This is a genomic window from Bacteroides sp. GM023 (assembly GCF_014750685.1).
GTDB lineage: Bacteria > Bacteroidota > Bacteroidia > Bacteroidales > Bacteroidaceae > Bacteroides.
Map to the genome: position 1 here is coordinate 42,931 of NZ_JAAXGE010000016.1, position 22,130 is coordinate 65,060.

At 45.5% G+C, this 22,130-nt stretch carries 13 protein-coding genes; all 13 read right to left on the bottom strand.

Going from position 1 to position 22,130, the window contains the following annotated elements:
- Positions 1-12: 12 nt before the first annotated feature.
- The 13 genes from HC965_RS24390 to mutA all read right to left on the bottom strand — a co-directional run bounded on the left by HC965_RS24390 (position 13) and on the right by mutA (position 22,115).
- Positions 13-897 (bottom strand): glycoside hydrolase family 18, encoded by an 885-nt coding sequence (locus HC965_RS24390; protein WP_191033933.1) that lies wholly within the window; start codon positions 895-897, stop codon positions 13-15.
- Positions 898-934: 37 nt separating this feature from the next.
- The gene (locus tag HC965_RS24395; RefSeq protein WP_191033934.1) at positions 935-2,536 is read right to left on the bottom strand and encodes a SusD/RagB family nutrient-binding outer membrane lipoprotein; all 1,602 of its coding nucleotides are present in this window, start codon (positions 2,534-2,536) and stop codon (positions 935-937) included.
- Between the two features lie 5 nt (positions 2,537-2,541).
- The gene (locus tag HC965_RS24400) at positions 2,542-5,904 is read right to left on the bottom strand and encodes a TonB-dependent receptor (RefSeq protein WP_191033935.1); all 3,363 of its coding nucleotides are present in this window, start codon (positions 5,902-5,904) and stop codon (positions 2,542-2,544) included.
- Positions 5,905-6,151: 247 nt separating this feature from the next.
- Positions 6,152-7,135: a FecR family protein gene (locus tag HC965_RS24405; protein WP_191033936.1), complete on the bottom strand. Its 984-nt coding sequence runs from the start codon at positions 7,133-7,135 to the stop codon at positions 6,152-6,154.
- A 60-nt stretch (positions 7,136-7,195) separates the two neighbouring features.
- The gene (locus tag HC965_RS24410) at positions 7,196-7,747 is read right to left on the bottom strand and encodes an RNA polymerase sigma-70 factor (RefSeq protein ID WP_191033937.1); all 552 of its coding nucleotides are present in this window, start codon (positions 7,745-7,747) and stop codon (positions 7,196-7,198) included.
- Positions 7,748-7,885: 138 nt separating this feature from the next.
- Positions 7,886-9,445, bottom strand: a complete 1,560-nt coding sequence (locus tag HC965_RS24415; RefSeq protein WP_191033938.1) for an endonuclease/exonuclease/phosphatase family protein — start codon at positions 9,443-9,445, stop codon at positions 7,886-7,888.
- Positions 9,446-9,469: 24 nt separating this feature from the next.
- A complete protein-coding gene (locus HC965_RS24420; RefSeq protein WP_191033939.1) occupies positions 9,470-11,227 on the bottom strand; it encodes a RagB/SusD family nutrient uptake outer membrane protein in 1,758 nt (585 codons plus the stop codon).
- Between the two features lie 19 nt (positions 11,228-11,246).
- Complete coding sequence (locus tag HC965_RS24425) at positions 11,247-14,768, bottom strand: SusC/RagA family TonB-linked outer membrane protein (protein ID WP_191033940.1); 3,522 nt, start codon at positions 14,766-14,768, stop codon at positions 11,247-11,249.
- Positions 14,769-14,947: 179 nt separating this feature from the next.
- Entirely contained in the window at positions 14,948-16,093 is a 1,146-nt protein-coding gene (locus HC965_RS24430; RefSeq protein WP_191033941.1) for a peptidase M26, read from the bottom strand.
- Positions 16,094-16,125: 32 nt separating this feature from the next.
- Entirely contained in the window at positions 16,126-17,109 is a 984-nt protein-coding gene (locus HC965_RS24435; protein WP_191033942.1) for a FecR family protein, read from the bottom strand.
- 118 nt (positions 17,110-17,227) lie between these two features.
- Positions 17,228-17,848 carry an RNA polymerase sigma-70 factor gene (locus HC965_RS24440; protein ID WP_191033943.1) on the bottom strand — a complete coding sequence of 207 codons (621 nt, stop codon included), beginning with the start codon at positions 17,846-17,848 and terminating at the stop codon, positions 17,228-17,230.
- A 216-nt stretch (positions 17,849-18,064) separates the two neighbouring features.
- Entirely contained in the window at positions 18,065-20,212 is a 2,148-nt protein-coding gene (scpA, locus tag HC965_RS24445) for a methylmalonyl-CoA mutase (protein WP_191033944.1), read from the bottom strand.
- A 1-nt stretch (position 20,213) separates the two neighbouring features.
- Positions 20,214-22,115 (bottom strand): methylmalonyl-CoA mutase small subunit, encoded by a 1,902-nt coding sequence (gene mutA / locus HC965_RS24450; RefSeq protein ID WP_191033945.1) that lies wholly within the window; start codon positions 22,113-22,115, stop codon positions 20,214-20,216.
- Positions 22,116-22,130: the final 15 nt, after the last annotated feature.

Below are 22,130 nucleotides of genomic sequence, written 5' to 3' on the forward strand. Positions count from 1 at the left end.
CACTCCAAGTTTTTAGTTGCCCGAAGCGGGGTTGAGTATCTGTATCACCCCACGGGTCTGTTTATAAATAATCTCTGTATTGTAGTAATCAGCAGAAATATTGTGTACAGCGATTCCACCGGGCGAAGCGACATAATTATGCAGATAAGCGGCTATCCATCCCATTGCATCGAAAGTTTTCTGCGTCTTATCGGTTATCGTATACTGTGGCTCGACTGCCAGCAACAAGCGGTCACTGATTCCAAAACTTTGGGCATACATCAAAGCTGTTTCTACATCAAATTCATCGGCTTCCGCAGGGATTTCGGTCACGTAATAGTCGAACAAGCTACGGAATGTCGCGGGAACGAATCCTACTTTTCCATTGAATATCATCAGGCAGTCCACCTGTCCCAAAGCATTATGGAGAAATGCGATAGAAGATTCATTGACAGAGGTCTGTGCTGTCAATGTTATTCCGTCAAATTCTCCATTTTTAACTGCTATTACGGCAGCTGCCATAGCCTCTTCACCTGCATCGGCATTTACTTCGTATAGTATTCGGGTACCATAGTCTGTACGTACCAGTTTCATATCTTCCCGGTCGTAGTCGGAAAGGCGGCTTGCATTGCACATCGTCACTATGTCTACACTATCCGGCAGGGAACGCAGGTAATTTTTCTCACTGACATACGTTTCGGGAGCATTATCGAACCGGGCATAGACCAATGCGTGCTTCGTTGCTTTATAAGCGCGGAGATTTTGCGTATAGGCGGCATACTGCGCCGGGTTCTGTTCTTTTGCCTCTTTCACCTCGCTGTCATGAATTTCCATGTCCGTCCAGTCGCTGCAACCAGCGGAGACGACTAACAGAAAAACAGTCAGCAGACATAAATTGAATATGGATTGATATTTCATAATCTCATTGATTTAAGATAGTCTATAAAGTTCTTCATTAGTTGGTATGGTTCTTTACATCCCACCAAAGCTTGGTTCCGGCAACATCGGGGCCATTCAGCATTTGTACGGCCTGTCCGATATAGACCGGATTCGTGTTGTACTCGTCGGCCGGATAAGGCAGGCGGCGGGGACCGATATTCACGTTGACACTATTGTTGGGGTCTTTATTTTCCACGGCAGGCAGCAATTTGGGATAACCCGTGCGGCGATGTTCTGCCCAGGCTTCGATACCCAGCGGGAAGATGGCAATCCACTTTTGGGTGATGATTCGTTCCAGGTTCTTCTCGAAGTTCTCTGCTCCCGGTTCCCAGGCGATAGTAATCGTACTTATGGCGGGATGGCTATATTCACCCATCGGGTCTACGTAGTCGGCAGGCACTTTTTTTGAATCCTTCGCGTAGGCGTCGGCTCCCGATGCTTTGCGTTCATCAAATGACAGAGCGATGGCTTTCTCATACAAAGCTTGTGCGTCTCCTCCCATTGTCCAGCCACGCAACGCGCCTTCGGCACGAAGGAAAGCCACTTCGGCAGCATTCATCCAAAGATAAGGGTCGGTACTGCTGATTACTTGCTTGGAAAAGAGGTTTATCATGTCATCTTTCTTTTTGGTGAAGATGCCGATACGTACTCCATAGTAATCATATACGTCTACTTTTTCACCGTTCTGGTCTACTGTCTGCATACCTTTGACCAGCATTTTATCCAGGCGGGGGTCGTCATATCCTTTCATTACGGAGACAAGGTCGGCACTGATGCGGTAGTCACTCCAGTTGTTGAACAAAAGTTCGGAACGGTTCTCTGCTACGTGCAGCAGTGCGTTGTCTTCATTCGACTCGATGACTCCGGCTGCAACAGCGGCTTCGGCGACACGTTTCGCTTCGGTCGGTTGCACGTAGCTCATCCGCATGGCGATACGTAGTTGCATGGAATGTACGAATTTGCGCCATTTGGAGATATTGCCGTAATATAGGTCTTCCAGTTTGCGGAAGGCTTCGGATGAAAGGTCTTTGTTTTCTTCCAGTACCCGGTCGGCTTCTTCGAGCTCTTTCAGCATTTGGGTGTACACTTGTTCCTGTGAGTCGTAGGGTACGGCCAGGTCTTCTCCCGTATTATCGCCACTCATCATTTTGGAGTAAGGGATAGGGCCGTACATATCGGTCACACGGTGCATGATGCATACACGGAGTATTTTCCCGAAAGCCAATGCTACGGGGTCTTCCGTTTTGTTGAGCATATCACGGTATTGCGGATACATCTCGGTGATGGGGTCGGCAAAGGGTGATTTGAGCCAGCCCTGTTCGGGGTTGAAGGTTGAGAATTTCATTACCCAGGTGTCTACGATACCTTCCAGGTAACCGCCGTAGGCTCCTCCTGCCATGGCGTCCATAAATTGGTAAAGGTGTTCGCGCGTGGGGATAACCAAACCTTGCATTCCTCTTAACGTAGCGCCGACAATATGATTTTCACGCTGCATCTCTCCGGCGTCCGCTTCGTACATGCTGCGGTTGATGTCACTGTCGAAACAACTGCTTAGGGGTAGCAGAAATACCGAAAGGAGCATTAGTTGAAGGTAGTATATTCGTTTCATGTCCATCATAGTATTTAGAAGTTAATCTTAATGTTGAATCCTATATTCCGGGAACTCGGCATCATAAAGTAGTCGATTCCCTGGTAATAGTTGTTCGTAGTAGCTACCGCTTCCGGGTCGAAAGGAGCCTTGCAGTAGAGCATCCAAAGATTTCTCCCGACAAGGGATACATTAACATCACACACATTGCCCAACCAACGCCGGGGAATCGTGTATCCGATATGTGCTTCCTGCAAGCGCAGGTTAGTGGCACTGTATGTGTAATAGGTGGGCAATCCGCTTTGCGAGGCGACCACTTCATAGAATCGTTGCGGGTTGACGTGGCTGCGTCCGTTTACCAATACTCCTCCGGCATCACGTGCGGCGGCGGAAGTTTCGGATACTCCGTATAAATCGAGGTAGGCTTGCGTGGCGGAATAGACGATGCCGCCCAAACGCGCTGTCAGCAGGAAGCCTGCATGGATACCTTTATAGGAGAAGCTGTTGTTCCACGCCAGGTTGGCTTTCGGCAATACGCTGCCTAGTTTTATGTCGCCGGCGTTGTCAATAGCTGTTACGCTTCCGTTGTCGTCAATCAGTATTTTACCGTTGATGTCACGCTTCAAGTCGGCGTGCGTGTAGAGGTCGCCCAGTGTGCCGCCTTCTTTCAGGATGAATTTCGCTTTACCGAAACCGCGTCCATCGGACGTTTTCAGTTCGAGTTTATCGACATTGTAGGTTTTTCCGCTTTCCGGATGGATGTAGTCTTTTACCAGTTCTACGATTTCATTCTTATTGGTTGAGAATGTGAAACTGCTGTCCCAACCGAAGTCACCCCAACGATGCCCGTAGGAGAGCATTGCTTCGAAACCATAGTTGCGCACGTATCCGGTTTGCACATAGAGCTTGTCATATCCTGACGATACGGGGAGTTGAGGGTCGAAGGTCTGATTGTACGTATTGGCGTAGTAGAACGAGCCGCTCAACTTGAAGTCTTTGAACAGGGTAGCGTCCAGACCGATTTCCCAGGAGTCAGTGCGCTCCGGATATAATTTTCCGATAGGATAATGCGTCTGTGACTTCCAGTCCTGCTTGGTAGGGTCATAGGCATACGTGGGGTAAGTGAGGAAACGCGGATAGGGCGTACCTACCGAGCTGAAAGAGCCGCGTACCTTCAGATAATCCACCCACGACGGCAGTTTCACCATTTCGGAGATAACCGCCGAAAGTCCTACGGAAGGATAGAAGAAAGAAGCCTGCGGGGAATGGGTTAACTGGGAAGCCCAGTCGTTACGCCCCGTCAGAGTGAGGTAGAGCATACTCTTCCATCCGACTTCCACACTGGCGAAAACGGATTCCGTCGCTTCGCGCCAGCCGACTTGCGTAGCCCGTTTCTTAGCGTTATCCAAGTCATAGACATTGAACAGGTTAGGAATGCCGGTGTCACGTATCGGCCCTGCGTAGCCCAGTTCCTTACTCGTCACTCCGCTATAACTGGCTCCGATATTGGCGACAATCGTAAAGTCCTGAATACGTTTGTTGATATTCACCAGTACGTCGGCATAGGTCTGCGAGTACTGTCCGTTGTTGACGGTATAGTGTCCTTGTGAACTACCGTCGGTCAGCGTACTGCTGGTACTCGCATATAGTTTGCCTTCATATTCGCTATTCGTATTGTCAATGCGTACACGTCCCGCTACGTTCAGCCAGTCGAGGATTTGATAGCTCAATCCTGCCGATGCCATATAGCGTTTCTTATTGTTGAGCCGGAGATTGCGGTAAGCAATCCAGTAAGGATTCTGCATACGAAGGTCACCTTCTCCCTGCGGCCAGAACTGAACACTGATCTTACGTGCCTCATCCCAACGCTCGAAGTTCTTTATCAAAGAGAAATCGTCCCCTCTCGGGAAAAGATAGGCGGAAACCAACGGATTGGAATATTGTCCCTGGTTTGTCATATTCCGGTCGTTCTGAAGGATATAGCTGGCACTTACGTCCAGTCTCATTTTATCGTTCAGGAAACTGGTTGTGTTGCGGAAAGTAAAGTTATATCTGTTGTATCTGTTATTTGGAACCATTCCCGCCGAATTGACGGCAGCCGCCGAAAAGAAAGTCTGATTCTTGTCCGTACCTGTGGACAGCGTGACAGAGTTGGTATATACAGCGCCCGTATCGAAGAAATCGGAAGGCTCGTAGCCTGTCTGCGCGGCAGAGTTCAGCTTCGGACCCCAACTGTAAATACTGGAGTTTCCTGTTTTACCATTGCTTCCCGTGCCGTAACGTCCCTGGAAGTCGGCCATTTTAAAAGGTTTCAGCCATTCGAAGCCACTGGATACGCCTACTTGCAGTTTTCCTGTTTCTCCTTTCTTGGTGGTAATCACAATCGCTCCGTTGGCAGCGTTACTACCATAAAGGGCAGCGGCAGCCGCTCCCGTCAATACGGAAATGCTTTCAATATCTTCAGGGTTTATATCGGCAATCGCTTCAGAAGCTCCTTTCGAGCCAAATTCCGTATCGCCTCCACCACCGAAGTTGTACATGGGAATACCATCTATTACGTACAAGGCGTTACTGCTCTGCTCGATGGATTTCGTTCCACGCATCACTACCCTACTCGCGCCGCCGACTCCAGAAGAACTGGTATTGATAGTAACACCCGCCACTTTACCGTTCAGGCTGTTCACGAAATTGGCATCCTTGATTTGTGTCAGTTCGTCGGATTTCACTTGTTGCACGTTGTAGCTCAATGCCTTTTGTTCACGCTTGATACCGAGTGCGGTTACTACTACCTCGCTCAACAGCTTTGCATCCGAAGCTAGCTGCACATGATAGTTATTTTGGGCAGTTACCTGTATTGTCTGCGATGTGTATCCCACATAGGTGATACTCAACGTACTGCCAGCAGGAGCTTCAAGCGCGAAGTTACCGTCCATATCGGTAATGGAACCAATAGTCGTGCCTTTCACAAGAACGTTTACACCAATCAGGGGTTCTCCCTGTTCGTCCAGCACACGTCCGGTGATACGTTTGGCAGGAGACGTTTCCGCTTCTTTCTTTTCCTGCGGGACGATGATTATATATTTTCCTTTCAGTTGGTAGGTATAGCCCGTACCTTTCAGAATCTCATTGAGAGAGGTTGCCAACGTTGCCTTCTCCAGGGCGAGATTGAGGGAAGGCTTGCTGATTAGCTGCGATTCATTGTAGCCGACGGATAATTTCGTCTGCTTCTCTACTTCTTTCAGAGCTTCGATGACCGAAATATTCTTCTGATGAATCGTTATCCGGGCATTGCTGCTTTGTGAGAAAAGAGGTGTCGAATAGAGCAGGCAGCACAAAAAAAGCATAAATACTCGGCTCATTGCCTGCTTATTGGCTAGATTTTCATAAATTTGCTGCATCTTCTTAGTATTAGTTTATACAGATAAAGTTAGATTCTCGAATTTAGTAGCGTCTGTCCAACGCTAATAGTAAGAATTTCGATTTCACATCCGGGAGAAGCTGCAACCTTCTTCCGGATATTTTTTCTACATAGGCTTTTCGGTTTTCAAGGTTAAATACTTATATATAATATTTCTTATCTTCTCTCACTGGGAGAAGGTTGGGATGAGACTTTCATCCCGAATATATCCGACAGATTTCTTCTTTTCACCGATGGGTTAGATAACATTTATCTTCCACGATTTTATAATCTATCGTTCCCGTCACACGGGCAATGATATCCATTATATCTTCTATCGAAGCATTCGGGTCGAAGCTAAGATTGAAACGGTCTTTCTTCAAGCTACGGAAGCTGTAAACGAATGTATATGGATATTTTCGTTCGAGACGGGTGAATATCTCTTCCATCGTCATGCTACGGAATACAATTTCTCCCCGTTGCCAAGCTGTCACATCCTGCATATCCGGACGAAGCACGTTGCCGGAACAGGTACTTTTATTGTAAGCCAACTGTTCGTTCGGTTCCAGCATTTTTTGTTCCTGCTGATTATTATATTCTACCAATACGCTCCCTGAAATCAGTGTTGCCGTCACTTCCTCCTCATTCGGATAGGCTGTCACATTAAATTCCGTTCCTAAGGCAGTAACTTGAAAATCAGAAGTTTTCACGATGAACGGATGTTTCGCGTCCCGCTTTACTTTGAAATCGGCTTCGCCAACCAAATAGACACAACGTGTGTCACCCGTAAATTGCTGTGGATATAGCAGCGTGCTCTGTGAGTTTATCATCACTTGTGTGCCGTCCGGCAAAGTAATATTCCGTGTTTCGGCAGTAGGAATATAAGCCTGCAACAAGTCCGGCGCTTGGCGGTTCTGCAAAGCCAAATATATAGAGACAGAAGACAAAGCGATTAATAAGGTAGCTGCTACTCTCCAAATAATCAAGCGGCTACGCAAAGCACGCATCTTGCGTCTTGCTCCCATTCCGGTAAATTCGTGCATCCGTTCCAGCGAGCGGTCATAACCGGGCGTGCTTACTGATTCTGTAGATTCCCAAAGTTTGTTCAGTTGATTCTCTTTCTCATCTGCATGTTCCTGGTCGGTCAGCCAAACACGGAAATCCCTGTCGACTTCTTTCGGATAGTCGTGCTTGATGTAACGGTCGATAATGTCGTGAATATAATTCTTCATAAAAGTATTTATTGGTTTCTTAAAAACGCTTACATAAATACCACTATTCAGAAAGACGAACTACGGAAGAATCAGGTGAAGGATAACAAACATTAACACTTTTCGGAGTTCTGTCAAGGTTTTATAGATGTGGTCTTCTACCGTACGAAGGGGGATTTGCAGTTTCTCTGCTATTTCTTTATGGGAAAGTCCTTCAAGACGGCTCATTTCGAACACTTCTTTCCGGCGCGGCGGCAATTGGGTGAGTGCCAGTTCTACGAGCATCAATGCTTCCTTGTAATAGATTTCCTCTAAAAGGGTGGTATCTTCATCGCATAACTCGCCAATCAGTTGTGCCTTGATAATCTTATTCTCATATTCCTGTTCTATCTTCTGATGTTTGAACAGATTGAAGATTTCATTCCGGGTGACAGTGTACAGATAGCTATTCATAGATTCTTCCCCCGCCCATAATTCAGGACGAGTCCATAATTTGAGAAATATGTTTTGGGCAATATCTTCTGCATCCTCTTCCGACTTGGTCAACAACCTCGCAAAGTTCTTGACTCTTGGGAAATTGGCGGCATAAAACTGCTCAAAACGGGCATCCATGTCGTCTGTCTTTTTATCCATTCGCTGAGTTTTTGGAATGAAGGGGCGGACAAATATAAGTAAATTTGAGAGAAGATAAAGAATAAAGACAAAAAAAATTCCCGTCTTCCAGTCCTAACGGACAAGAAGACGGGAGAAAATCATTGTTACCCTACGTTTTTATTTTAAACCGGAGAAATCACAGAAAAGAGGATAATGTGTAGAAGCAACGGTCACGTCTACCCCCGACAGGCTCTCTATCACGTCGGTTTGTGTCACATTTACATTATGACTCTTCAAAGATATAATAAAATCAAGGCGACGTTTCTTACCACTGACTTCAGTGGATTTATCAGCGCTAAGAAGATTCCAGTTACTCTTCACCATTTCGAAGAACTCGCTTTCCAAATCCCCTTCATTGAAGTATCCCAACAGGAATGCCGGTTTATTATAGGCAGACAGTTTTGTTTCTAACGTTTGAAGGGCTTCTATACGTTTTGCCATATCCGTATCGAAGTTGGTGCTGGCTACGACAAACTTTTCATATTCCACTACCATAGCTGCACGCATCTCACTCTTTCCCGCCATTTGATATCTGTCCACACTGACAGGTTCTTCTTTTGTCAGTATGCCGACACCGAATTCGCCGCCTTTGTAGTCGATAGCTTTGGCAAAGTAATCATGCATATTCGATTTCTGTGCCAGCACGTTCAACTGGTCGATGCCTTCCGAACGTTCCGTTTCCTTATCCAGTCCCTGCAAGCATACAATATCCGCATTCATTTTGGTGACAATACGTCCTACCCGGTCGTAATCAATCACTCCATCCGTTCCTTTACAATAGGTGAGGAAATAGTTACCTATGCGCAAGTCAGTTTCTGCTTTCGGATATTCCTCAAGTCCGGTCGGTTTTTTAAAATCACAATAAAGCGGATAATGGTCGGAAGTTATGCTTACGTTGACACCGTCCAGGTTGTATATCACATTCGATTTCACCACACTGGTAGGCGGAGTTTTCAAAGTAACTACAAAATCAATTCGTTTGGTCGCTTGTCCGGTAGGGAAAGTGTTCTCTGTGGAACTGACAACCTCCCATTCTTTCTTCAGTTCCGTAAAGAATGTGCCATTCATCAAGTCCTCGTTAAAGTCACCCGCCATATAGACCACTTTATTATATTCTTTAGCAAGGTCTGTGAGCAGTTTCGCAGATTCAACTCTATTATTCTCTTCCAAAGCCAAGTGGGTGGAGATAACGACATAGTTCTCAAATTCGGCTATGGCAGCAGAACGGAGTTCGGTACCGGGAAGGGGGTAAGTCCGTGTACTGATTGGTATTCCTTTGAATAAAAGTCCGTTGCCGTATTCACCACCCTGATAGGCTATCGACTTACTGAAGTAGTGGTTCATGCCTGTTTTATCCGCCAGGGTTTTCAGTTGGTCGACTTTATTACTGCGGGTAGTCATATAATCCACTTCCTGCAAACAAACGACATCAGGCTCCATTCCATTGATAACAGCGGCTGTCCTGTCATAATTAATCACGCCATCATTGCCGGCACAATGTCTTATATTAAAGGTCAGTACCCTAAGGTTACCTTCTGTTTTGGGATAAGTGTAGGAAACTTCCTGTTTACCGTAGGGTATCATATTATCGAATTTGGAGTTGTCCAGGTCGTCAGCACAGGACAGGTTGGCAAACATGGTTGCCAAAAGACATATATAAGGAATCATATTTTTCATAAGAATTTATATTTCTGAATCTAATTAATTAAAGTTCAATCCGTCATTCCAACCGGGGTTCTGTGTTACCACACCATTGGACAAAGTACGTTCATTGATAGGAACAGGGTATAGATAATCTCTGTCTTCATTCCACTTCCGGGTAATCAGACTATGACTGAGAATATAGCCGTTCTGACCATTCGACAAGCGAATCTGTTCACCAATCTCCAAATATAGAGGTACATTTCCGGCAGGTTTTGTTCCTACATAGAAGCAGACATCATCCGTGCCGTCTTTATCCAAATCGTAGGTGCCGGGACCGGGAATATAGATTCCCAGCAGGTCATTCTCGAATAGTTTGCCTTCTTTCCAACGCATGATGTCGTAATAGCGGAAACCTTCCATTGCCAGTTCGATGGTTCGTTCGCGACGGATTTCAAGGATGACTCCCTGATTGGCCCCTTTCACATTCGGATAACCTGTGGCGGCACTCATCAAATACGGGTCGGGTTTTGAGTTTGCCAGTTCCATATCGAGGTTAGTCATACCTACCCTGTCTCTAAGCAGTTTGATGGATTTATTGATGTCGGCTTGCTTCAAAATACCCAGCTCGGCTTTCGCTTCGGCAAAGTTCAGATACACTTCTGCCGTGCGGAACAAAGGAATATCGTTGCACGATTTATTGTATTCATCGTAGTTGGCCGTCATCGAATATTTTATCAGGTGATATCCGGTCATGGTATAAGCCAAGTTCGGGGCTTCTTTCTTTGTGCTTCCTATTCTCGTATATCCGGGGGTACGGATGGTCTGTGCCAGTCGCGGGTCCCGGTTCTGACATTCCTGGTCGAATGTCATCGTTTCATAACCGGCCTTATCCGTGAAACGGCTTCCGTCTGCCATCAGATAAGAATTCACAATCTTCTTGTTCATTCCCGGACGTCCCATCGTGGTGGAGTTCTCATAATTCTGCACATTGTGGAGAACAGAAAGAGAAGCTTCGTAGTCACGACCGAAAATCACTTCATCCGCCTGTAGATTTATGGAAGCGAATAAATCCCTGTAAGGTGCGCTGCCCGATTTATAGAGCGTATATCCGCTTTCGTTCATAAAGGTTTCGGAAGCCGAGACGCAGGCATTCAGGTATTTTTCATAATCTTCCAGTCCGTGATATTTGCGGAAAGTACCCTCAAACAGGCAGACACGGGATTTCAGGGCTAATGCCGTCCACCGGGTCAGTATATACGCATTCTTCGTTTTCGGAAGATTGGTAATCGCAAAATCCAGGTCTTCCAACATTTTCTGCATGACAAATTCACGTGAGTCACGGGCTTTATACAAATCGGGGTCGTCTGAATCGAGTGCTTTGTCATACCAGGGAATATCACCATATCTCTTCACCTTCTCAAAGTAGAAATAGGCTCTGAAAAAACGGGCAACACCATCGTAACGGTTACGGGCATTCGCCTCCGTGCAGTTGTGGGAATGCTGCAAATAGAAATTAATATCGCGGAGTGCCGTAAAGTTCCAGCCGTTTCCTTCATCGGGTATGATGCGCTGTCCTGACATTTCAAGCATTAAGTCGGACTTGACAATCAAATCGGACGACTCGGAATAAATATCGACGGCAGAAGGAACCAGATTGTTATAAAACTGATTCGTAAATAACCGCAACTCATCTTCAGTCTTGAAATATACATCCGGATACAGGCGGTCTTTGGGGGTCTTATCCAACCAATCGTCGCAAGATGCGAAAGATACCGCCAATGCGAACAACCAAGATACTATATAAACAGGTTTCATAATTCAAATATTAGTTAGTTTAAAAAGTTACGTTCACTCCAAAAGAATAGGTCTTTGACCAGGGATACAGTTTTGCGTTACCATTTGCCGATTGAATGGAATTCTCAGCCGAAGCCTGTTCCGGGTCAATGTAATCACTCTTTAGCGGAGAGAAGGTAAACAGGTTCTCACCACTGAAATAGATATGCAGGCGTTCTATCTTTACTTTCTTCGTCCATGCAGCGGGAATCGTATAGCCTACTGTAATATTCTTCACTCTGCAATAAGCCAGGTTCTGCAAATAGCGGTCGTTCACCACTCCCAAAGAACGGTTATTGCCGAGGGCAAGATATCCTATCGGACGCGGGAAATAAGCATCGGGATTTTCCGGGCTCCATACCTGACTCAAGAAATCGCGCGGAATGAACGACGAGTACGGACGGGCGTATGGTCCCCAAAAGAATACGGAGTTAGTGCCCGGATACCAATCCTGGCGTCCTACTCCCTGAAGATAAATGGAGAAGTCGAATCCATACCAGTCGAAACCACCTTGAATACTGTATGTATAGCGAGGCAATGAGTTTCCGATTATTTTACGGTCGCCCGGGTCATCTGCTGTGTTCGAGCCGGAAGAGATTTTATGGTCGCCGTTCAAATCAACAAATTTCATATCACCGGCATGAAGTCCCGGATTCACCTGTGCTGTATTGATAACGAAATTGACTGCTGTCTGGTCGACGTTATAGCTTGCCGCTTCTTCGTCTGTCCTGAAAAGTCCGTCCACTACATATCCCCAAATATCACCCAACTTCTGACCGACATAGTAATCACTCAATATCTTCGAAGGATTATCGAACTTCGTTATTTCCGATGTATTGTCCGCCAGCCCTACGGATAGGTTATAGCGGAAAGGTTTGTTTGCCAGTTTGAACGCATCATTCCAGGTCAGCATCAATTCCCAGCCTTTGGTACGCAGGTTGGCTGCATTTTGCTTGGGTTCATTAGCTCCATAAGCACCGGGGAGCTTTTTACCGGAAGTTTGCATACCTTTAGTATCGCGGATATAGGCATCGGCGGTCAAGTTCAGGCGGTTGTTCAGGAATCCGAGGTCCAGTCCCACGTTCCAGGTCGAAACGGTTTCCCAGGTCAGGTCGGCGGAATTCGGGTCGGAGACACTTGCATAAGAGCCTTTCTTCTGGTCGCCAAAGATGTAGTTCATCGTGCCGTTGGTATTAATGGTTTGGATATAATCGTAATATCCTACCTGCTGATTTCCCAACGAACCGTATGATAGGCGTAATTTCACATTATCAATATTCTTCTTTAAGTTTCCGAAAAACGGTTCTTCACTGATTCTCCATCCTACGGAAGCCGAGGGGAAGAAACCGAAACGATGTCCGCTTCTGAAACGGGAACTTCCGTCATAACGGCCGCTCGTCTCAAATAAATAACGACCGCCTTTGTAGGAGTAATTAAGACGATAGAATGCTCCGAGAAGCGCGTATTCATTCTGTCCGCCAGACATAGTCATCGCATCTCCTACAGCCAGGTTCAAGTCATTCAGGTCATCGGAGAGCAAGCCCTGGCGGGAGACTTTGATATCTTTCAAACGCTTGGTTTCATAGTTGTAACCCGCCATGATTTTTATCTGATGGTCGGCAATATCCAACATATAGTCACCATAGACATTGAAAGCCTGGTACCAATGGTTGGTCTGTGTTTCCTTCAACTGATTCACACCGCTTCCGGTAGTCAGATAGGATATCTCACCCGGATATTTGGAATACGGCACATTTACCGTTCTGTTCATGGTCTGATAGTTATAGTGCAGGTAACTGTAATTTGCACGGATATTCAGGTTCTTCATCACATTGAAACTTGCTTCAAAAGTTGTGGAGAACTCATACCGCTGGTCTTCATTCTTATGCTTGCCATAGGCAAGGATAGCTCCCATACCATCCAGGACGCTGGAATTACTCAATGAAGTCAGATAAACAGCACTGCCATCCGGATTGACAGGTACGAAGCTTGCCAACGCATGGTTAACCGCAGTATTGAAGTTGTTATTAATACCCGATAATCCCGGATAAGAATAGCTGTTATAGTGATACTTCGTGTTATTGCTGATTGTCAGCCGCGGGGTAATTTTTGCCGAGATTTTACTTCTGAAATTATACACCTTATATTTATCAGGGTTTTGTCTGAAGATACCTGTTTGATCGACTGTATTTCCTGATAAATAATAGTTCAGCTTCTCATTTCCCCCGCTGACACTGATATTGTGCTCCCACATCGGCCTGTTTTTACGGTAAAGATAATTATACCAGTCGAAGTTGCCGTAATAGACGTATGTATCCCTTCCGTCGCGTTGGTCAGTGACCACCCAGGGGCGTTCAGGATTCTCCGTTTTATCATTCCGCCTCAACCAAAGCTGGCGGTAGTCTTCTTCCGTATAGTTGGTATAAGGCTTTCCGTTGTAATTGGTATAAAACAGATCGTTGATACCTGCCGAATAATATCCCCTGGTTTCAAAATCAGTGGAAGTCGTCTGATTGCTCCACGAATATCTTCCATCATACGAAACGGTAGTCTTGCGGGCAGAACCTTCCTTGGTAGTCACGAGGATAACACCATAAGAAGCACGAGCCCCGTAAATAGCGGCCGAAGAAGCATCTTTCAATACGGAGATGGAAGCGATGTCATTCGGATTCAAGCGGTCGATATCTCCTTCTATTCCGTCAATCAGTACTAATGGCGACGCATTGCCGCTGATAGAGTTCACACCACGGATATTGATAGTTGCCGAAGCTCCCGGATATCCCGACCCGAAAGTCACATTCATGTTGGGTACCGTTCCTTGCAGCATCTGTGAAGCTCTCGGCACGGGTCTGTCTTCCATCGCTTTACTGTCTACTACCGCAACGGCTCCCGTCAGGTTTATTTTCTTTTGAGTACCATAGCCTACCACCACTACTTCTTCCAGCGTAGCCGTATCTTCCCGCAACATCACTCTCGGAGATTTCTGCAACTCGGAGACTTTGATTTCTTTCTTTTCAAATCCAATATAGGACACTACAACTACTGCATTAACCGAAACTGCCGACAACGTAAATTCACCATCCAAATTCGTAATCGTTCCCATAGACTGCCCCGTCACCTGCACGCTGGCACCGATTACCGGGTCACCGTTCACATCAACCACCTTCCCCGTAACCCGGTGTAAAGACTGCGACGGTACGGCAGCAGTATTGCGTGCTGTTTTCTTTGTGATGATAATCATCCGGTTCTGTAGTTTGTACTCTACATCTTTATCCAAAACAGCAGCAAGTACATTATTAACAGTTGCCTGCTGAAAGGAAGCCGTTATCTTCTTATTTTCATTAACTTCGTCCGTTTTATAGATAATGGAGTACTTCGTCTGCCGCTCAACTTCTTTCAATACCGCCTTCAGCGGCTCATTTTTAAAGACCTTTGTAACTGTCTGCGCCCGTAGTGACTGGACGCCCAAACACAACAGAATCAGGAGAAACAGTCTAAAAAATGAGTTTCTTCGGTCATTCATAATTTTATCAATTAAGTTGTTACAATTTAAAGTGATTTATATTTAAGGATATATATATTCGATTGTAGTATTTCTCTGAATCGCTTCTATAAGATAAAACAACTCATCATTCATCTGCCCAACCCCTATAAAAGCAAAAAAGCAGATTATTTCTGCTTTTTTGTATCGACTGGCTCTATTTATTCAGACCACTTGAATATCGGATAACCGTTCGTTCCTTTTTTCCAAAGATTCGGATTCCAGGCTACGATGATATTCCCCAGTTCTTCCGCTGACTTCGCCACTCCGTGAAAAGTAGTTCCCGTGGCTGACGATTCGTCTGATGCGGTAATCGTATTTTCATTCACCTTGAGTACAATACTCTCACAGGCGTAACAATTCTCATAACTGCCCAACGAAGCAGAGACACCAACAATGCGTCCTACGGTTGACGAAGCATCTACTCCGGTCAAGTTGCTCCACGCCACGCTGTTCTTGATGGCAATGTCACTATTTTTGTCGATTTGTCCCAAAATGCCGCCTACGCCTCCTTTAGTCGCGCTGACTGTTCCGTATGCATAGCAGTTCTCTATAAATCCGCCGACACCCACTTTCCTTCCGGCAATGCCGCCTGCTTTTCCACCACTTGCCGCCTGGTCGCTGACCGTTGCACTTGAATAGCAGTTCTTTATATAACTTTCTTGCCCATCATAGCTGTTTGCCAGCACGCCGGCTATTCCACCCGCCGCACCGGAGCCAATCACTTCACCGGTCGTATAGCAGTTCACTATTCTTCCTGTCTTATTGCCGTTACCCTTATCTTTAAGTCCAAGGTAACCGGTGATTATTCCAATCCCCTGCCGCGCTGACGATACAGAAGCATTCACAAAGCCCACATTACGGCAATCACCGCACAATACTCCGAAGAAACTCGGATAATCACCGGCAGAACATTTGAAGTTCTTTATGACATGGCTGTCTCCGTCAAAATCTATTTCATAAGGAAAATCCCCTGAAGCATTCAGCGCCTGCCAGTCATCAACGCCTGCCATATCAATATCAGCACCCAACTGGAAATAAACTTTTATTCCCGATTTCAACACACTACGCATATTCCTAATCTGCGTCGCATTCATTATCATATATGGTTTGCTGTCCGTTCCGTTTCCTTTCTCGAACAAACCGCCGGCACCGTCTCCGTCACCATCACTGTTTCCGTCATCCGTTTCCGCCTTTTCAAACGGGACACGGGTATATGAGTCCAAAGGATTAGGGTCAGAACACGAGATTGCAACAGATGCCATCATCAACAGCATCCCAAATCTACCTATTTGAGTAATATTCATACTTGATTTCTTTACAATTAAACATTGAGTTCTTATCTTATATATATATCCTTTTCCTTATATTCTACTTTGATAGGTATGATTTCTTTCAATGCGTCCATTACATCTACGATCGTCTCTTTATTACGCAACGAAACACGGAACTTCATATCACCCAACTTCTCCGACTCCAACTGAATACGTACATCATACTGACGGGAAAGTTTCTTCACCATCTCTCCTAACGTAATGTCGTCATATTCTATCCTGTCTTCCGCCCATGCCATTGCCTGACGTGCATTTACTTTCTTTCCTTTCAACTGTCCTGTCGCCAAATCCAACGAGATGGATTCTCCCGGCGACATCCTTATCCGGTCTTCTTTATAATTCAACTCTACCGCTCCTTCCAGCAAGGTGGTTGTTATATATGAATCTTCCGAATAGGCAGATACATTAAACTTCGTACCTTTCACCACCACATCATATTCATGCGTCTTTACTGTGAATAGCTTTCCATTCTGTTTGGTCACTTCAAAATAGCCTTCTCCTTCCAGTTCCACTACCCGGTCGGCTGTATTGAAATGATTCGAATATCTTAGCACGGAACCTGCATTCAACCATACGACCGTACCATCCGAAAGCTGTATCTTACTCTTATCTCCCAACGGAGCTTCGCAAACAAAGAAAGTCTTTGGCGTAAACAAGTAAATGGCTTGCTGAATACCCAGCGTAGTACCGACAATCAAAGCTATAACAGCAGCGATGCGGGCAATCTTCCATATACCCGGTCTCGGCTTTTTCAATAACGGAACAATAGCTTCCTGTGTATACATTTTATGCTTCAAAGCTTCCCATTCGGCATCTGTCTCCGAATCGGTATCCCGGTGATTCATCCATTCTTTTTCCCATTGACGGAACCTGCCATAGCCGCCTTCCACCCGGTCGATATATTCGAACAGATTCTTTTCGTCAGATCTTGATATGCATCCTTCAAAATACTGAATAGCCAATTCACGGATATTTTCTTCTTGCTTCATTATATTCACTTTCTATAAGATGTAACAACCCATATTTCTTTTACCCAACCCCTGAAACAAAAAAAGCAGAAAAAACTTTCCTGCTTTCTATTCTTTATATAACCGAAGAGCGCATTGATTATTTCTGCTCCATCATCAGCCATGCTAATATCACCATATACAAATCCACTGGATAGTGTTCGCTGAAATGCCGGGAGAAATATTGCAAAGCCCTTGCGATATGCTTCTCGACTGCCGTGGTAGATATTTGTAGTTTTTCCGCGATTTCCCTGTTCTTCAATCCCCTGAAACGGCTTAACAAAAAAATCTCACGCGACCTGTCCGGCAACTGATTGAGCACAAGGGCAATCTGCTCCTGCAATTCTTTGTATAATAACTTATGTTCCGCATCCTGCATAAAGTCTGCGTAGTAGAGCCTTTCTTCCCCATCCACCTTTGCCAGGTATTCCACCCGGTACTTTTCAACAATCGAGCGATGCTTCAGATAATTCAGACATCCATTGCGGACCATAGAAAAAAGAAGGGAAGTAAGTGAGATGGCAGATAACATTTCGCGACGTTCCCAAAATCGCAAGAAACACTCCTGAATAATATCGCGAACCGTTTCTTCATCTTCTATAAAACGAATAGCATACCCTCGCAAACGAGGATAATAACTCTTGAACAGAAACTCAAAAGCTGCATTATTGCCTCTTTTCAGCTCTCCCAACAATTGTTTATCATCCATGAAATCTACCATAGTTTAGAAATTTATGCGCAAAGGTAAGGGCCAACAATTAACAAAGTGATGACAATATTATGAATATTTTTTCAATAAATCAAATTTGAGGTACTTTTTTCTAAACTCCTAAAAAGAAAGATTTCAATAATAGGATACAAAAAAAGGGTCAGCAACTGACCCTTTTTTAAATTATCTATTCATGGTTTATACAACCACATATAATCCATCGATTGTCTATTCTTCATCCATCAGGATTTCCAAAATCTGACAAGCAGCTTTCGCAACCGGAGTACCAGGGCCGAAGATAGCAGCTACACCTGCTTTGTACAGGAAGTCATAATCCTGTGCAGGAATAACACCACCGGCGATCACAACGATGTCTTCACGACCCAGTTTCTTCAATTCTTCGATAATCTGCGGAACCAATGTCTTGTGTCCGGCAGCCAGTGAAGAAACACCTACTACGTGAACGTCGTTTTCTACTGCTTCGCGGGCTGCTTCCGCAGGAGTCTGGAACAAAGGTCCCATATCCACGTCGAAACCACAATCCGCATAACCGGTCGCTACCACTTTGGCACCACGGTCATGACCGTCCTGTCCCATTTTGGCAACCATAATACGAGGTTGACGTCCCTCTTTCTTCGCAAACTTCTCAGCCAGTTCACAAGCACGTTTGAAGTCGCTATCGTTTTTACTTTCTGATGAATACACGCCTGATATAGTTCTAATTATTGCTTTATAACGTCCTACAATCTGTTCGCAAGCAGATGAAATCTCACCCAATGTAGCGCGAACATGAGCCGCTTCCACAGCCAGTTCCAACAAGTTCCCCTTGCCGGTCTTCACACATTCGGTAATAGCAGCCAATGCCTTGTCCACCTCTGCCTGATTGCGTCCTTCTTTCAAACGGTTCAGGTTGTCAATCTGTTCAAGACGAACCGCTGTATTATCAATTTCAAGAATGTCAATCGGGGCTTCTTTTTCCAAACGATACTTGTTCACGCCGACAATAGTCTGCTGACCACTGTCGATACGAGCCTGCGTACGTGCGGCAGCCTCTTCGATACGCATCTTAGGAATACCGGTTTCAATAGCTTTCGCCATACCACCCAGTTTTTCTACTTCCTCGATAAGTTCCCAAGCCTTGTGTGCCAGTTCGTTAGTCAGAGATTCTACATAATAAGAACCACCCCATGGGTCAACGTTCTTACAAACATAAGTTTCCTCCTGGATATAAATTTGTGTATTACGGGCAATACGTGCGGAGAAGTCCGTCGGCAGGGCGATGGCCTCATCCAGTGCATTGGTATGCAGGGATTGTGTATGTCCCAAAGCGGCAGCCATAGCTTCGATACAAGTACGTCCCACATTGTTGAACGGGTCTTGTTCGGTCAGTGACCAGCCGGAAGTCTGAGAGTGAGTACGCAATGCCAGTGATTTCGGGTTCTTCGGATTGAATTGTTTCACAATCTTTGCCCACAACATACGTGCAGCACGCATCTTGGCGATTTCCATGAAGTGGTTTGTACCAATCGCCCAGAAGAAAGACAGACGGGGAGCAAACGCGTCAATATCAATACCTGCGGCAGTTCCGGCACGAAGATATTCGAGACCGTCAGCCAGTGTGTAAGCCAACTCGATATCTGCCGTAGCACCTGCTTCCTGCATATGGTAACCGGAGATAGAGATAGAGTTGAACTTCGGCATCTTCTGTGAAGTATATTCGAAGATGTCGGAAATAATCTTCATTGAGAATGCAGGCGGATAAATATAGGTATTACGCACCATGAATTCTTTCAGAATATCGTTCTGAATAGTACCTGCCATTTCTTCCAGTTTGGCACCTTGTTCCAGTCCGGCATTGATGTAGAATGCCATAATCGGAAGCACCGCACCGTTCATTGTCATAGATACGGACATCTTGTTCAAAGGAATACCATCGAACAATACTTTCATGTTTTCCAAGGAACAGATAGACACACCTGCCTTACCTACATCACCCACAACACGTTCGTGGTCGGGGTCATAACCGCGGTGAGTAGCCAAGTCGAATGCAACCGACAAACCTTTCTGACCGGAAGCCAGGTTACGGCGATAGAATGCATTTGATTCTTCGGCAGTAGAGAAGCCGGCATACTGGCGGATTGTCCAGGGACGAAGGGTGTACATTACTGAATACGGGCCACGCAGGTAAGGCGGAAGTCCGGCAGCATAGCCGAGATGTTCCATTCCTTCAAGGTCTTCTTTTGTATAAACAGGCTTCACTTCAATGTGTTCCGGTGTTTTCCAGTCAGCGGAGATACCGTTAGCCTTTTGCCATTCAGCACCGTTGGCAGGCTGAAATGCGGCATATATATCTAAGTTTTTAAAATCTTTTCTCATCTTACTTCAATAGTTTGGCGTTAAACTCTTTCAAGGTATCCAGCACGTTGACACGAACATGGATGAAGTTTTCGATACCTGCGGCTTTCAGTTCGTCCATGCAGGCAGGAGCACCGGCAACAATAAACATAGCACGACCATTCAAGGCTTTGAATGCAGGCACTGCATATTCTGCATATTCATCGTCACTGGAACAGATAACAACAATGTCAGCTTTCGCAGCCATAGCAGCTTCCACTCCGGCTTCCACTGTTTCAAATCCAAGATTATCGACAACTTCATAACCAGCACAAGCCAGGAAGTTGCAAGAGTATTGTGCACGTGCCTGACGCATTGCCAAATTACCGATAGTCAGCATGAATGCCTTCGGACGTTTACCCGATGCTTCCGTTTCGAGACGCAATGCTTCAAATTCGCTGGCGGCACGGTCGAATACCAATGTATCCACATCTTTTTCGCAAGTATGAGAATCACCACCGCAGCAGCATTTCGCTTCTGCCGGTTGCTTGTCACCTGCTTTCTCGTTGAAATTCGGGAACTGGTTGGTACCCAACAACACTTCACGACGCTGAGCAACTGCTTTATGACGAGCCTTATTGCTTTCGTTCACGGCAGCCTGAACGGTTCCCGCTTTCAATGCAGCATAGAAACCACCGGCTTCTTCTACTGATAAGAACAAATCCCAGGCTTGCTTAGCGATAGATACAGTCAAGTTTTCAATATAATAGGAACCGGCAGCCGGGTCGATCACTTTATCAAAATGAGATTCTTCTTTCAACAACAGTTGTTGGTTACGGGCAAGACGTTCGGAAAATTCATCCGGAGTTTCGTATGTCTTGTCAAACGGAGTCACTGTCATAGAATCTACACCACCTAATGCAGCGCTCATCGCTTCGGTTTGTGTACGAAGCAGGTTCACGTGTGCATCAAACAAAGTCAGATTGAAAGTGGAAGTTTCGGCATGAACCGCCATTTTGGCTGCACAACGGCATTCACCGTTAGCACCTTTGTTATCACAATCGCGCACACATTCGGGGTTGTAAGAAGCTACGATGTTCGCCCAAAGCAGACGTGCGGCACGGAATTTTGCAATTTCAAGGAAGTAGTTGGAACTGATACCAAAATTGAATTTGATTTTCTTGGCTACGATAGCGGCAGGAACACCGGTATCGGTCAGTTGGCTCATGTATTCGTTACCCCAAGCCAATGCATAACCCAGTTCTTGGGAAATATAAGCACCTGCGTTATTCAGGGATAGAGCGTTTACATTCAGTACACGATAGAAAGGAAGTGGTTGGATAGCTTCAATCAGAGCTTTGGCGGTTTGCACCATATCACCCTTTTCCTTACCGCGGGTCAGCATCTTGTTGAAGAAATCATAGTTGATGGAACCTTTCAGTTTCTTCACATCATAATCTTTCTTCTGGAAATAAGCTACCAGCAGATTAGCCAGTTCAACAACATGTCCCTGGCAAGTAGAGAAGTTAAGCTCTACACACTCAGCCTGAATATCATTCAACAGAGTCTCAAGATATTCCGCACTGAGTTCTTTCGCCTTCACATGGAAAGAAAGTGAGTCGACACCCTTGTTCAGAATATCCAGTGCTTTCGCATTGGCTTCTTTCGGACATTCGACCTTGATTTCCTGGCGAACCAGCCACTCATTGTTGTCTTTTTTAGTTCCTCTCAGATAAGGGAATTCTCCGGGAAGTGCATCAGTCGTTTTCAAACCTTCCAAGTCTTCCATCCGGTAGAAAGGTTTCACTTTGAACCCTTCGTTTGTTTTCCAAACGAGCTTCTTCTCAAAATCAGCACCTTTCAAGTCGGCTGTAACCTTCTCCATCCATTGTTCGGTGGAGACAGGAGAAAAGTCTGAGAAGAGTTTTTCTTTTTTGTCTGCCATAGTTTATCTAAAATT

Bases quoted from the DNA above. Each gene is read 5' to 3' on its own strand.
- HC965_RS24390 (WP_191033933.1), bottom strand. From the start codon at position 897: ATGAAATATCAATCCATATTCAATTTATGTCTGCTGACTGTTTTTCTG.
- HC965_RS24395 (WP_191033934.1), bottom strand. From the start codon at position 2,536: ATGATGGACATGAAACGAATATACTACCTTCAACTAATGCTCCTTTCG.
- HC965_RS24400 (WP_191033935.1), bottom strand. From the start codon at position 5,904: ATGCAGCAAATTTATGAAAATCTAGCCAATAAGCAGGCAATGAGCCGA.
- HC965_RS24405 (WP_191033936.1), bottom strand. From the start codon at position 7,135: ATGAAGAATTATATTCACGACATTATCGACCGTTACATCAAGCACGAC.
- HC965_RS24410 (WP_191033937.1), bottom strand. From the start codon at position 7,747: ATGGATAAAAAGACAGACGACATGGATGCCCGTTTTGAGCAGTTTTAT.
- HC965_RS24415 (WP_191033938.1), bottom strand. From the start codon at position 9,445: ATGAAAAATATGATTCCTTATATATGTCTTTTGGCAACCATGTTTGCC.
- HC965_RS24420 (WP_191033939.1), bottom strand. From the start codon at position 11,227: ATGAAACCTGTTTATATAGTATCTTGGTTGTTCGCATTGGCGGTATCT.
- HC965_RS24425 (WP_191033940.1), bottom strand. From the start codon at position 14,768: ATGAATGACCGAAGAAACTCATTTTTTAGACTGTTTCTCCTGATTCTG.
- HC965_RS24430 (WP_191033941.1), bottom strand. From the start codon at position 16,093: ATGAATATTACTCAAATAGGTAGATTTGGGATGCTGTTGATGATGGCA.
- HC965_RS24435 (WP_191033942.1), bottom strand. From the start codon at position 17,109: ATGAAGCAAGAAGAAAATATCCGTGAATTGGCTATTCAGTATTTTGAA.
- HC965_RS24440 (WP_191033943.1), bottom strand. From the start codon at position 17,848: ATGGTAGATTTCATGGATGATAAACAATTGTTGGGAGAGCTGAAAAGA.
- scpA (WP_191033944.1), bottom strand. From the start codon at position 20,212: ATGAGAAAAGATTTTAAAAACTTAGATATATATGCCGCATTTCAGCCT.
- mutA (WP_191033945.1), bottom strand. From the start codon at position 22,115: ATGGCAGACAAAAAAGAAAAACTCTTCTCAGACTTTTCTCCTGTCTCC.